Origin of the sequence: Dermacoccus sp. BD5 (assembly GCF_044878485.1) — a bacterium.
In the GTDB taxonomy this organism is placed as follows: domain Bacteria; phylum Actinomycetota; class Actinomycetes; order Actinomycetales; family Dermatophilaceae; genus Dermacoccus; species Dermacoccus nishinomiyaensis.
In genome coordinates, this window is record NZ_JANJER010000001.1 from 65,649 (window position 1) to 79,874 (window position 14,226).

Annotated in this window: 8 protein-coding genes; 1 reads left to right on the plus strand and 7 read right to left on the minus strand. The window is 68.8% G+C overall.

The window, feature by feature from the left end:
• Positions 1–9: 9 nt before the first annotated feature.
• The 7 genes from NQ706_RS00300 to NQ706_RS00330 form a co-directional block, all read right to left on the minus strand.
• Entirely contained in the window at positions 10–2,682 is a 2,673-nt protein-coding gene (locus tag NQ706_RS00300; RefSeq protein ID WP_038567837.1) for a bifunctional GNAT family N-acetyltransferase/acetate--CoA ligase family protein, read from the minus strand.
• 8 nt (positions 2,683–2,690) lie between these two features.
• Positions 2,691–4,043 (minus strand): sialidase family protein, encoded by a 1,353-nt coding sequence (locus tag NQ706_RS00305; protein ID WP_150112741.1) that lies wholly within the window; start codon positions 4,041–4,043, stop codon positions 2,691–2,693.
• Positions 4,040–7,048 (minus strand): type I restriction endonuclease subunit R, encoded by a 3,009-nt coding sequence (locus NQ706_RS00310; RefSeq protein ID WP_404360160.1) that lies wholly within the window; start codon positions 7,046–7,048, stop codon positions 4,040–4,042. Before NQ706_RS00310 ends, NQ706_RS00305 begins: the two co-directional genes overlap by 4 nt.
• Entirely contained in the window at positions 7,045–8,241 is a 1,197-nt protein-coding gene (locus NQ706_RS00315; protein WP_051805814.1) for a restriction endonuclease subunit S, read from the minus strand. The genes NQ706_RS00310 and NQ706_RS00315 overlap by 4 nt, the downstream gene beginning before the upstream one ends.
• Positions 8,238–10,190: a class I SAM-dependent DNA methyltransferase gene (locus tag NQ706_RS00320; RefSeq protein WP_038570734.1), complete on the minus strand. Its 1,953-nt coding sequence runs from the start codon at positions 10,188–10,190 to the stop codon at positions 8,238–8,240. Before NQ706_RS00320 ends, NQ706_RS00315 begins: the two co-directional genes overlap by 4 nt.
• Before the next feature lie 149 nt (positions 10,191–10,339).
• The gene (locus NQ706_RS00325; protein ID WP_200874249.1) at positions 10,340–10,897 is read right to left on the minus strand and encodes a hypothetical protein; all 558 of its coding nucleotides are present in this window, start codon (positions 10,895–10,897) and stop codon (positions 10,340–10,342) included.
• A 324-nt stretch (positions 10,898–11,221) separates the two neighbouring features.
• Complete coding sequence (locus tag NQ706_RS00330) at positions 11,222–11,368, minus strand: hypothetical protein (RefSeq protein ID WP_200874248.1); 147 nt, start codon at positions 11,366–11,368, stop codon at positions 11,222–11,224.
• Positions 11,369–11,614: 246 nt separating this feature from the next.
• Between NQ706_RS00330 and NQ706_RS00335 the strand changes: the two genes are divergently transcribed.
• On the plus strand, positions 11,615–14,191 hold the full coding sequence (locus NQ706_RS00335; RefSeq protein ID WP_235182040.1) for a DNA topoisomerase (ATP-hydrolyzing) subunit A: 2,577 nt from the start codon (positions 11,615–11,617) through the stop codon (positions 14,189–14,191).
• The last annotated feature ends 35 nt before the right edge of the window (positions 14,192–14,226 follow it).

Sequence of the window (14,226 nt, forward strand, 5' to 3'; positions counted from 1 at the left end):
AGGGCGACCTCACGTCATGGCCCGTCGGCCCGAGTCCTGACGCAGCGACGCGGGCGCCAGCGTGATGCGCGCGCCGAGGACGTCGAGGCCGCCGGGGTGCGTGCTCACCGGGTTGAGTTCGAGGTGGGCGATCTCGGGGTTCTCGTCGGCGAGCACCGACACCCGCGCCACGAGATCCTCGATGGCGGCGCGGTCGATGCCGCGCCCGCGACTGCCGTCGAGCAGCGGCCACGCCTTGATCGAGCTGACGAGTTCGCTCACGTCACCGGTCGTCAGCGGCGGGTTGCGGTAACCGACGTCGTCGAGCAGGTCGGTCGGCGGGCCGGAGACGGAGAACGAGACGACGGGGCCGAACAGCGGATCCTCGACGCTCGTGACGGAGCAGCCGATGCCGGGGGTCGCCATCTTCTGCACGACGAACTGGTCGGGGCCGTACTCCTCGAGACGCTCCGCGAGCGCCTCGTAAGCCTCGACGACGGCGAGCGGCGAGCGCAGGTCGGCGCGCAGCGCGCTCGCGACCTGGTGACGCACCTGCGGCGCGATCGACTTGACGACGACGGGGAAGCCCAGCTCCTCGGCCGCGTCGACCGCCTCCTTGGGCGAGCGCGCCGGAACGGAGGGCCACACCGAGATCCTGGCGAGCGCGAGCAGCTGCGCGGTCTCGTCGGCGGTGAGCTCCCGCCCGTCGGGCGATTCGGCCATGATCGAGCGCACCATCTCGTGCACGCCCTTGCGGTCGATGCCGAGCGGCGCGACGGGTTCACCGCGATCGCGCCCGCGCCACTCGGCGTAGTTCGTCGCGGCGGCGAGCGCTCGCACGCCGTCCTCGGGCATCGGGTAGGAAGGCACGATGCGCGTCGAACCGTCGGGCGCGGACGCCGACAGGTCGTCGCTCACACCGTCGATGCCGAGGAACGTCGTGACGCAGGGCTTGTCGTACTGCGCGCTGACGGCGGCGACGGTGCGCGCGACGTCACGCCCGCCCGTGATGAGCGGCGGGATGAAGCTCGCGACGACCGAGTCGACGTTCTCGTCCGCGAACGCGGCGACGAGCGCGTCACGGAACGCGTCCTCACTCGCGTCCGCGGCGACGGCGACGGGGCCGCGGGTGACGTCGAGCTTCCAGCTCAGCGCCGCGTCACCGCACAGCGCGCCGAGCGCGTCGGAGTTGGCGACGACGGCGACGCGCCGCCCCTTCGGCAGCGGCTGGTTGACGACGAGCTGCGCTACGTCGAAGAGTTGGTGGACGTTGCCGACGCGGATGACGCCGCTCTGGCGCAGCATCTCGCGGAAGGCACGCGGAGGCGTCCGTGTCTCCCGGACGCGGTGCCCGGGCGGGCGTCCGAACGCGGAGACCTCGGACTTCACGACGACGACGGGTTTGCGCAGCGCGAGCTGCCGCGCGATACGCGTGAACTTGCGCGGGTTGCCGACCGATTCGAGGTAGAGGCCGACGGCGTGGGTGTCGTCGTCGTCGATCCAGTACTGCAGGAGGTCGTTGCCGGAGACGTCGATGCGGTTGCCGGCGGAAGCGAAATCGGACAGGCCGAGGCCGCGCCGTCCGGCGCTCGCGAGCACGGCGATGCCGAGCGCACCGCTCTGCGCGAACAGCCCGAGGTGGCCGGCGGGCGGCATCTCGTAGGCGATGGAGGCGTTGAGGCGCGTGTCCTCGCGCGTGTTGATGAGCCCGAAACTGTTCGGCCCGACGACGCGCATGCCGTGTCGGCGGGCCAGCGCGAGCAGCTGGGCCTGACGCTCGGCGCCCTCGGGGCCCGACTCGGCGAACCCGGCGGAGACGACGAGCAGCGCTCGCACGCCCGCGCCGCCGCACTCGGCGACGACGTCGAGCACCTTCGGAGCCGGCACGGCGATGACGACGAGGTCGACCGGTTCCCCGATCGCGCTGATCGAGGGCACTGTCGGCAGGCCCTCGATCGTCCCCGCCTCGGGGTGCACGACGTGGAGCGTGCCGCGGTAGCCGCCCTCGACGAGGTTGGCGAGCACGCGGCCGCCGACGGAGCGTCCGTCGCGCGAGACGCCGACGACGGCGATCGACGACGGGTTGAGCAGCGCACGCACCGACTGCGACTCGGCGCGCTGCTCGCGCGCGAGGCGCACGGCCTGCGACTTCTCGTTGGGCTCGATCTCGAATCGCACGGAGATGACGCCGTCGTCGAAGTTGCGGCTGACGTCGTAGCCGGCCTCGGTGAAGACCTGGATCATCTTGCGGTTCTGCGGCAGCACGTCGGCGACGAACTCGGCGACGCCGTTCTCGGCGCCGATCGCCGCGAGATGCTCGAGCATGACGGAGCCGACGCCGCGGCCCTGGAAACTGTCGGCGACGTTGAACGCGACCTCGGCGCTCGTCGCGTCGCGCCCTCCGAGGCGGTCGTAGCGGCCGATGCCGATGATGTCGTCGCCAACGGTCGCGACGAGGGCGACACGTTCGACGTAGTCGACGTGCGTGAAGCGGCGCACGTCACGATCGCTCAGGCGCTTGATCGGGGCGAAGAAGCGCAGGTAGATCGATTCCTCGCTCTGCGCGGCGTGGAAGCGGTGGATGCGTTCGGCGTCGTCGGGGCGGATGGGGCGCACGTGGGCCACCGAACCGTCGCGCAGGACGACGTCGGCCTCCCACTCGCGGGGGTAGTCGGCCGGGATGCTGGGCTCCACATCGCTCATGTCGTCATTCAATCACCGTGCACCACAGCGTGGCGTGACCAGTGCACGCCGTCGTCGGCGGAGGTCCAGATGTCCCCGTCATGGCGCGTGACGGCGGCGACGCCGGGCTGGCTCGCCTGCAGGGAGTCGAACCCTCCCGGGCTGGGGCGCGGCGTCGGGGAACCCTCCGTCCACGACGCGCCGCCGTCCTTGCTCGCGGCGACGGCGATGTCGCTGAGCGATCGCGTCGTGCCGTCGAGGGCTTCGCGTGGGCCGCCGCTGACGGCGACGACGTGTGTCGGATCCTTCGCGGCGATCGTCACGTGTCCCTGCGTGGGCAGTGTGAGGTTGCCGGCGCCGACGAGCTGCCACGTCGCGCCGCCGTCGACGCTCGTGACGGTGGAGTAGCTCGTCGAGCGGGACGTGACGACGGCGTCGCAGACGGCGACCATCCGTGACGTCGCGCCGAGGCCGGTCGCCGCTTCGATCGTCTTGCCGTTGCACGCGGGCGGGGTCGACAGCGGCGTGAGGGCGTCGCCCGTGAGTCGCCACGCGCCGGAGGCTTCGCCGCCGCTGCGTTCGGCGTGCGCGAGGACGAGCAGGTTCTCGCCGGCCGTCACGATGCCGGCGTCGCTCACCTCGCCGGGCGGCGTGACGCCCGCGACGGCGTCGGTGACAGCGGGCGTTCGGCCGGTGCCGATGCGGGCGACCTCGAGGCGTCCGGTGCAGCCACCTTGGATGCAGCTCGCGGCGGTGAGGGCGTGGGCCTGGCCGTCGTGAACGGCGACGTCGAGAACGCTGACGCCGGGGTGCTGCACCTGCGTGAAGCTGCGACCACCGTCGTGGGTGACCCACAGGTCGGAGCCGAACAGGTACCCGGTGCGCGCGTCGAGGAAGCGCAAGTCGCTGATCGCGCCGGCGGGTTGGATGAGGGGTTGCGCGTCGCCCTGCGCGGACGACACGTCGGCCTGCGTGAAGGAGTGCACCTGCTGCCAGGTGCGGCCGCCGTCCTGGGTGCGCAGCAGGGCCGGGCAGGGTGTGCCCGCGCACGTCGTCTGCGCGAGCGCGAACTGGGTTTGGCCGAAGCGCGCTGACAGCGCCCACACGATCGACGACGTCGACGCCGGCGTCGCGGCCTGCGCGGTCTCGACGTTCGGCGACGAGCCGGACGACGGCTCGGCCGCCACGCCCCCGCCGACCGGTTCGCCGGCGCGCACGGCGCCCGGGCGCAGTGGGTCGCGGACGATGGCACGCGCGCCGTAGATGACCGCAACGACGCCCAGGGCCGCAAGCACGAGCGCGAGCGCCGCCCGCATGCTCGGCGAGCGGCGCAGTCGATGCCACCGGTCCGCCGTGGACGGGCGCCGGCCTTGCCCGCTCACCCCACCATCTCCCGTCGGAACTCGTCGTACGTGCCGGCGAGGTGGCCGATCAGCGCCCGCTTGAGGCCCGGCTTCTCGAAGTAGGAGTTGACGAACTGCTCGTTCGCGTCGTGCCGTTCGAGCATGACGTCGGCGAGCAGTTGTTCGAGCACCAGCTCGAAGGCGGAGCGGTCGTTGTACTGCGCGACGACGCGCAGGCGGTCGTTGTCCTTGACGGCGGCCCATTGCTGGTCGATCCAGATGCGGTCGCCCTCGCCCAGGTCGGCGCCGAACTTCTCGTTCATCGCCTCGATGAGCGCCGAGAGCTTGTCCTTCTCCGGCTCGTTCTGCGAGCCCTTGCCCTCGCCGGGCAGTGCGACGCCCGCCTCGTCGCTCGCCTCGAGCCCGATGTCACCCTCGTGCGAGACCGACAGCCGCAGGTGCGTGAGCTGGACGGCCTTCGACAGCTGAGGCATCGGGTCGCTCTCGCGCTGCGGCAGGTCGGCGAGCAGCAGCTTGCCGTAGAGGAACAGCCGCTCCAGCGTCGCGTCGACCCACGGCATGACCTGCGCGAGAAACGCGTACGCGCGCACGAACTGTTCGAGCGTGCTGCGAAACTCTTCGGCCGCGTCATCGTCGAGGGCGATGAATCGCCCGACGGCCGCGCCCACGTTCGCGTAGATGGCGGGCTGTTTCGCGTCCGCCCCGTCGAGCAGGGCGATGACGGCCGCTTCCATCTCGGGGAGCGACAGCACGCCCGCCGATTCGAGGTCGTGCTGCAGCGTGTAGAGGATGTTCGGGTCGGTCGGCGCCGCGAACGACTGCTCGTAGAACGGCGCGAACGCGTCGCGGATCTCGTCGGCGGTGTTCGCGAAGTCGAGCACGAACGTGTCCTGCTTGCCCGGCCGCGTTCGGTTGAGCCGCGACAGCGTCTGCACCGCCTTCACCCCGGCGAGCTTCTTGTCGACGTACATGGTGTGCAGCAGCGGCTCGTCGAACCCGGTCTGGTACTTCTCGGCGACGACGAGGAACTTCGCCGCGTCGTCCTCCTTGAACCGCTTGGGTAGCTGCGATTCGGCGAAGCCGTTGATCGACGCCTCTGTCAGCACGACGTCGGGCGCCGCGTCCTCGGTGACGGTGCCGGAGAACGCGACGAGCGCGCGCAGCGGCCGAGCGCCCGTGTCGTAGCCCATGCGTGCGATGTAGCGCGCGATGGCCTCCTGCGTGCGCACCGCGTGCAGGCGCGAGCGCGTCACGACCATCGCCTTGGCCTGCCCGTCGATCTTGCTCATCGTCTTGGCGCGGAAGTGCTCGACGATGATCTCGGCTTTCGCGTCGAGCTCGTACGGGTGCAGCGACGCGAACCGGGCGAGCGCGGCGCGGCCCTTGCGGGTGTCGAGGTCGATGTCGTCGCGCGGCTCGGTGTTGGCGAGGCGGTAGTAGACGTCGTACGTCGTGTAGGAGGCGAGCACGTCGAGGATGAAGCCCTCGTCGATGGCCTGGCGCATCGAGTACGTGTGGAACGGGCGGTAGTCGCCGTCGGCGTCCTTCTCCCCGAACTGTTCGAGCGTCTTCGGTTTCGGCGTGGCCGTGAACGCGAAGAACGACAGGTTCGTGCTCTTGCCGCGTTGCTTCGCGGAGGCGAGCAACGCATCGTTCGCCTCCTCGGCTTCCTCCGCTTCGGCCTGCGCAGCTTCCTCGGCCTCGAGCCGGTCGTCGCCGCGTAGGACGCCCTTGAGCTTCTTCAAGCCGTCGCCGCCAGTGGAGCTGTGCGCCTCGTCGACGATGACGGCGAACCGCTTGCCGGCCACCTCGCTCGTCTCCCCCTCGGCGGCGGCCTTCTTCGCGAGTTCGACGACTACGGGAAACTTCTGCAGCGTCGTGATGATGACGCGCGCCGCGTTGCCTTCGAGCGCGCCCTTGAGCTGCGCGGAGTTCGTGTCGATGCGCACGATCGTGCCGGGCGTGTGTTCGAGGCCGGCGACGGTCTCCTGCAGCTGACGGTCGAGCACCGTGCGGTCGGTGATGACGACCACCTTGTCGAAGATCGGCGTGTCGTCCTCGCCGTGCAGCCGCGAGAGCGAGTGTGCCGTCCACGCGATGGTGTTCGACTTGCCCGACCCCGCCGAGTGCTGGATGAGCCGGTCGACGCCCGCGCCGTCGCGGCGGGTGGCGTCGAGGATCGAACGCACCGCGTGCCACTGGTGGAAGCGTGGGAACAGCACCGTGCCGTCGCTGACGTGCAGGAACGTGCCGAGCAGGTCGAGCCACGCGTCGCGCTGCCATACCTGCTCCCACAGGTAGGCGCTCTGGTAGCCGCCGCTCGCGGGGTCGACGGGCGGGTTGCCGGCGCTGCCCGGGTGGCCAGGGCCCGCGGAGCCCTGGTTGAAGGGCAGGAAGCGCGTCGCCGAGCCTGCGAGACGCGTCGTCATGGCGACGGCGTGCGGGTCGACGGCGAAGTGGACGAGCATGCGGCTCGCGAAGATGAGGTCGGCCGGGTTGCGGTCGCTGCGGTACTGCGCCATCGCGTGCTCGATGCCCTGCCCGCTCAGCGGGTTCTTCAGTTCGGCGGACGCGACGGGCAGGCCGTTGACGACGAGCGCGAGGTCGAGCGAATCGCGCGGGTTCGACTCGGAGTGGTGCAGCTGACGCACGACGCCGAGCCGGTTCGCGTCGTACTTGCGCTGCATCTCGTCGTTGAGCCCCGAGGCGGGCTTGAAGTAGCACAGCTTCACCGGCACGCCGGAATCCTTGACGCCGTTGCGCAGCACGTGCAGCGTGCCGCGGTGGTCGACCTGCTGCTGCACGACGGTGACGAACTTCTCCCGCGCCGCAGGCTCGCCGCCGTGACGCGTGACGAGCTGCGCCCACGCCTTCGGCTGCGACGCCTCGACGAACGCGATCACCTCGTCAGGAAACAGGCCGCGCTTGCGGTCGTACGTCGTCGGATCGACGCTCACCCACCCCGCACCGAGCAGGTGCCCTTCGATGTTCGCCTCGAACGCCTTCTCCTGCGTGACGGTCATGCGTGCTCCCCAGGGATTCGTGTCGAAGCCGTCGTCACGTCGAACTCACCCGTGACGGCGGCCGTGATGAGGGATTGCTTATATTCGTTCACCAGGGCGATGCTTCGCTCAAGTCCAAACAAGAGATGCTCATCTCGCTCAACACGGTCATCCAGAACCTTGACGATTTCGCGCTGAAGTGACACTGGTGGGAGCGGAACAGTCTCAGTAGCCATGTTGTTTCGATTGACGCCTGGCACCGCCGAGCGCGCCTGCATTGCCGAATAAGGAAATACGCGCAGCAAATAGTAGACCCATCGAAGGTCGTTGCCCAGCGGGTCCTTCACGTACAGCGTTGTATTGTGCGGCCAAAAGTCATGGTCAACCCAGTGCACATTCCCGACGCTTCCGTAGCGCCCAATTACAACGCCGGGACCCTTGGCAACGAATTGAGAGTGCCAGCCCGCAACTCCCGCTGTCGTGACAACAGGATGAACGCCCAAGACTTGTTCTTCAGCTGTCAGGTCAACCCCCCTCTGGAGGGTCGCCACGCGAGAAAACTTTACCAGCCCTACACCCTCGCCCCTCCAGGGAAACCATTGGCCGTCAGAAGAATGGCAGGGGTAACCAGGCAGGGCGCCAGCCACGGCATTTATTTGAAAGGACGTAAAAGAGTCGCGCAGCATAGCGATCTGGGCTCGGCGAGAGGCCACGACCTGGTCAAGTCGGGCGACGCGGTCGTCGAGGAAGTCTGCGATTCGCCGCTGCTCATCGCCCGGCACATCCGCCACACGGAACTCTTCGAGGAAGCGCTGCGGAACGCGTTGGAGACCGGCCACGCCCTCGAAGGCCGTCACGCCTTCCCGCAGGAAGTGTTTCGACCGCAGGGCATACGCCACCCAACGCGGGTCAACGGAGGGCCTCGCTCGCAAGACGTGCAGTTCAGTCGTACCCGCCCCGGTGGCTTCCGCGATCATCGTGCGACCCGCCTGAAAAGTCGGCGTAACCTTAGGCGAGACGATGTCCCCCGCGTGGAACCGGGTATAGCCACTGGAGACCTGGATTTTTGGCACCCGCCGGGCCTGATCCGCGCGCCCGTCCGCCCAAACTGTCTCCAAGGGCAAGAAGAGAACGCGCTCACCATCGGGAACATGGTCGAAATACGGTGCAGGCGGGTTGATCTCCGCGAGCCTCCGCAGGGCAATCGTCTTCACAGGCCCAAGTCCTTCATCCAGCCCTGGATCTGCGTTTCGAGGTCGCGGATCTCGGCGGCGATTTCTTCGACCGGGCGGGGCGGTTCGTAGACGTAGAACTGGCGGGTGAAGGGAATCTCGACGCCGATCTTCGTCTTCGTGTGGTCGATCCACGCGTCGGGAACGTAGGGGCGAATCTCGGTTTCGAGGTGCGCCTCAGCCGTCTCCCGCAGGGCGGTCTCACGAGCGTCGGGGTCGAGCGAGAACCAGCCGTCGGGCAGGGGGACGTTCTCGGCGTCGCGCAGGTCGGGGTCGGGTTCGGGCTGTCCCTTCTTCATGACGATCGGCGCGTCGGGGTCGGCCACGGCGCACGCGGTGGCGAACTTCTTGCGCTGCGCCGCCGTCAGCTTCGCGATCGCGTCGGCCTCCGTGAGGAGCGCCTTCTCCGTCTGGAACCGCTGACCGACCAGGGACGCGAACACGTCGAGCGGCGCATCCGCGACGGCCTCCGCCGCCACCTCCCAGCGGCGGCGCATCGGGCGCTCCACCGTGATGCGCTGGAACCCGAAGGCTTCGCGCGGCAGCACCTTGATGCGCGCATCGCCGGCCGCTTCGTCGAGGGCGCCGCCGTAGAGGCGCCCGATCTCGGCGATGGCGTCGGCCGTCAACTCCTTGCGCTTGTCGCCGAGCGACTTGCGCATCTTCGTGCCCATGGCGCGCGCGTCGACGAGCTTGACGAGGCCGCGGTCGGCGTCGGCCTTGTCGTTCGTCAGGATCCACACGTACGTCGAGATACCGGTGTTGTAGAACATCTGGTCGGGCAGCGCGACGATGCCTTCGAGCCAGTCGTTCTCGAGGATCCACTGACGGATGCGCGACTCCCCCGAGTCGGCTGCGCCGGAGAACAGCGGCGAGCCGGAGAGCACGATGCCGACGCGCGAACCCGTCGGCTTCATCTTCGAGAGCATGTGCTGCAGGAACAGCAACGACCCGTCCGACGAGCGCGGCAGACCCGCGCCGAAGCGTCCGTTCATGCCCTGCTTGGCATGCTCCTCCTTGATGGGGGCGGCGTACCCGGCCCAGTTCACGCCGTAGGGCGGGTTGGCGAGGATGAAGTCGAAGTGGTCGGCGCCGAACGCGTCCTGCGTCAACGAGTTGCCGTTGCGCATCTGCTTCGGGTCGATGTCCAGCATCATGAGGTCTGATTGCGCGATGGCCCACGTCTCGTCGTTGAGCTCCTGCCCGTGCACCTTCACCTCGGTGTTCGGGTTGAGAGCCAACATGTGCTCCATCGCCATCACGAGCATGCCGCCCGTGCCCGCCGCGGGATCATAGACGGTGCGCACCGGCAGGGGGCTCTCGACGAGCTCACGGTGCGCCTCGCCGCCGACGAGCAACTCGACCATGAGACGGATCACCTCACGCGGCGTGTAGTGCTCACCGGCCGTCTCGTTGCTCATCTCCGAGAAGCGCCGCAACAGGTCTTCGAAGATGTAACCCATCGCCTCGTTGCTCACGACGCTCGGCCGCAGGTCGAGGTCGGCGAAGTCGGCGAGCACGCGGTAGAGGATGCCCGCGCGATCCATGCGCGCGATCTTGTCGTCGAGGTTGTATGCCTCCATGACGACGTAGGCGTCGTTGCTCAGACCGCGGATGTAGTTCGACAGGTTCTCCGCGAGCGCCTTGTCGTCGCTCAGCAAGCTCGTGAACGTGAAGCGCGAGATGTTGTAGAACCGCTGCTCCGCCACCTTCTTCAGCATCATCGCCTGAGGGGCGGCGATCGTCTCGAACGTCTTCGCCTTGGCGAGCACGGCGGGCTTGGTGTCGACGAGCACGGCGTCCATGCGGCGCAGCACGAGCAGCGGCAGCATCACCTGGCCGTACTCGTGCTGACGGAACGTGCCGCGCAGCGTGTCGGCGACCTTCCAGACGAAGGCGACCTTGTCCTCGAAACCCTGCGGTGATGCCATGCGGGCCATTCAATCAGCACGCCCAGCGCGATCGGGCGTCAACGTGCGCGCACGACCTCCATGTCCAGGTGAAGCCGCAAGGCGGCGTCCGGCCACCATGGGGCCGACCGGGGTCTGAACGGCGAGCGGGGCGACGACACCCGAGCCATTCAGCCGGCCCGGCTGCCTTCGGCGTCGAGCCCATCCCCTGCGACGGCGTCCCACAGTTCAGCGTCCCCGCCTGCTTCCCACTCGCGTGACGCCTCTGCGTAGTCGTCTTGTGGACCCGAGGCGTCCATCCCGCTGGGATCCCATGCGAAACGCGCTGGCCACTCCTGCGGAGGCGGCCCGAATGCACGACGAGCCGTGCGGATCGTGAGCTGGCCGAACGCCGCGTTTCCTCCCGCACCAATGGCGGCCCCCACCCCGAGGGGGGCGACTCGGCCAAGGACCAGCACCCCGCGCCTCGTTCCGTACTTCGTCACGAAATGGGGTCCGAGAACGCCGTTGATCTTCGCGAGGGTGTCCCTGCTCACCGCGTTGACGGCACTTTTTGCCCAGTGCGGTCCGGTTCTCCCGGCGATCTTCTCGACTGCGACGCTGCCGGCGTTGCCGAGGGCCACGCCATAGAACAGGGCACGGCGTCGTTCCAAGTCGTCCACATCGAGATTGTGAATCGCCGCGTAGGTGAGGACGAGGAGCGCCGTGGTTTCCAGGTTGGCGCCCATTTCGGCGGTGGAAACGACAAGGCTCAGGGCTGTCCCGACACCGGGCGCGGCAGCTGCCGCGCCGAGCCTGCCCCCATGCCTGTCACGGCTGCGAGGTACTGCTTCTCAGCCGCCCGAAGGGCCGCCGCAGGTGAGCCGTCGCGCTTACCCCCGTTTGCTCCCTGACTCCATCCGCGCAGCTTCCGCACGTATGCATCCACCGCCGCGTTCTACTTGGTGAGCGCACCATCCACGACGCGCGTGAGGGCTCCTGGGCTCGCCGCTCCGTCGGCACCATTGGTGTTCTGAGTCACGTCAGCCATCATGCCAGCCAAGCCGGCACCCCTACAGCAGGTTCGCGCGAATCTGCCGCATGAGGTCGGGGTACGGGTCGACGAGGGTGCGCTCGCCGCGCGCCTCGCGTACGACGTTCTTCGAGAGTTCGCCCGGAAGGTAGTAGCGGCCGCGCGTCGTCCCCTCGGGGCTGAGCAAACCCGCGGCTGCCCGCGCAGCGCGGGAGCGGCGTGCTGTGGACGACGCCTGGGGCGTCTTGTGTCTCTATGTCCTAATGCAAAAGACATAGAGACATGACTGCCACGAGCGCGCTCACGCCCCCGCCGCGTGTCGCGAACCCCCGTCAGCGCGCGGATGCGCGAGGATGAGCGATGCACCCTGCCCGGGCACCGGGCGTCAGCGAGCTAGTGAGGAAGCGCAGTGGCACGCACGAAGAAGCCCGAGATGCCGGACGAGGACATCGTCGAGAACATCATCGACATCGATGTCGAGGACGAGATGCGGGCGGCTTTCCTCGAGTACAGCTACTCCGTCATCTACTCGCGTGCCCTTCCCGACGCGCGTGACGGGCTCAAGCCGGTGCAGCGGCGCATCCTGTTCTCGATGGACGAACTCGGCCTGACGCCGAACAAGAACCACGTCAAGTCCTCGCGCGTCGTCGGGGAGGTCATGGGCAAGTACCACCCGCACGGCGACTCGGCGATCTACGACACGCTCGTGCGCATGGCGCAGGACTTCACGATGCGCCTGCCGCTGATCGACGGGCATGGCAACTTCGGCTCGCTCGACCAGGGCCCCGCGGCGTCGCGTTACACCGAGGCGCGTCTCGCGCCCGCATCGCTGACGCTCGTGGCCGGCCTCGACGAGAACACCGTCGACTTCGTGCCCAACTACGACGACTCGCTGCAACAACCGTCCGTCCTGCCCGCCGCGTTCCCGAACCTGCTCGTCAACGGCGCGAGCGGTATCGCCGTAGGCATGGCGACGAACATGGCGCCGCACAACCTCGGCGAGGTCGTGCAGGCCGCGGTCCACCTCATCAAGAACCCCGACTGCAGCCTCGACGACCTCATGCGCTTCGTGCCGGGCCCCGACCTGCCGATGGGCGGGCGCATCATCGGCCTCGACGGCATCCGCGACGCCTACCTCACCGGCCGCGGCACGTTCCGCACGCGCGCGACGGCGACGATCGAGAACGTCACGCCGCGCCGCAAGGGCATCGTCGTCACCGAACTGCCGTACCTCGTCGGGCCCGAGAAGGTCATCGACAAGATGAAAGACCTCGTCGGGCAGAAGAAACTGCAGGGCGTCTCCGACGTCAAGGACCTGTCCGACCGCCACCACGGCCTGCGCCTCGTCATCGAACTGAAGAACGGCTTCAACCCCGAAGCGGTGCTCGAGCAGCTCTACAAGCTGACGCCGATGGAGGAGAGCTTCGGCATCAACAACGTCGCACTCGTCGACGGCCAGCCGCGCACCCTCGGGCTCAAGGAGCTGCTGCGCGTCTACACGGACTTCCGCATCGACGTCGTGCGCCGACGCACCACGCACCGCCTCGGCAAGAAGGAGGACCGCCTCCACCTCGTCGACGGCCTGCTCATCGCGATCCTCGACATCGACGAGGTCATCCAGATCATCCGCTCCTCCGACGACTCCGCGACGGCGCGGGCGCGCCTCATGCAGGTGTTCGACCTGTCCGAGGCGCAGGCGACGTACATTCTCGACCTGCAGCTGCGCCGCCTCACGAAGTTCAGCCGCCTCGAGCTCGAGAAGGAAGCCGACGAGCTGCGCGCCGAGATCGAGAAGCTGCGCGCGATCCTCGCCGACGTCAAACTGCTGCACAAGGTCGTCTGCGACGAGCTGCTCGCCGTCGCCAAGGAATTCGGGACGCCGCGTCGCACTGTCCTGCTCGAGGGCAACGGCGCCCAGGCGGTAGCGAAGTCGGCATCCAAGTCGTCGATGCCGCTCGAGATCCCCGACGACCCGTGCTGGGTGCTGCTGTCGTCAACCGGCCTCATCGCGCGCACCACCTCGGCCGATCCGCTGTCGACCGACGGTGGCCGCCGCAAGCACGACGTCGTCCTCGCCGCCGCGCGCACCAGCGCGCGCGGTGAGTTCGGCGTCGTCACGTCCGCAGGTCGGCTGTTCCGTGTCAGCGCGCTCGAACTGCCGCACCTCGTCGACACGCACGAGGCGCCCGTCCTCGACGGCGGCGCGCCCGTCGCCGCGTTCGTCGACCTCGCACCCGGCGAGAAGGTGCTGACGGTGACGTCGCTGCGCGCCGACTCCCCCGGCCTCGCACTCGGCACCGCGGCGGGCGTCGTCAAGCGCGTGACGACGGAGTACGCGAACAAGCCGATCATGGAGGTCATCACGCTCAAGGGCGACGACGCCGTCGTCGGCGCCGTCGAACTGCAGACCGGCACCGAGGAGCTGACGTTCGTCACCAACGAGGCGCAACTGCTGCACTTCAACGCTGCGAACGTGCGCCCGCAGGGCCGCACCGGCGGCGGCGTCGCCGGCATCAAGCTCGGTGCCGGCGCACGAGCGATCTTCTTCGGATCCGTCTCGCGCGACGGCATCGTCGTCACCGGCGCAGGGCACCCGAGCTCGCCGAACGGTGAGATCACCTCGCTCAAAGTCGCGCCGTTCACCGAGTTCCCCGCCAAGGGACGCGCGACAGCCGGCGTCCGCGCCCACCGCTTCCTGCGCGGCGAGAACCACCTGACGTTCGCGTGGGTCGGCTCCGCGCCGGCGCGCGCGGCGGATGCTTCGGGCAAGGCGATCGGCAAGCTGCTCACCCTCGACGACGCCGACGGCAAGCGCGACGGTTCCGGCGACACCGCCCCCGGCCAGATCGCCGCGATCGGCACGACGGCGCCCTACGCGTCGGTGGCCGCCGATGCGTCGTCCGCCGAAGTGGCCGAGCAGACGCCGGTGACGGCGGGCGACGACGCCGGCGACGGTGCGATCGGCGACGACGGAAACCGCCTCAGTCTGTTCGACGGTGACGACGCCTGACGTTCGGCGGGGTGGGTGCTGGCGCGGGGCGCTGC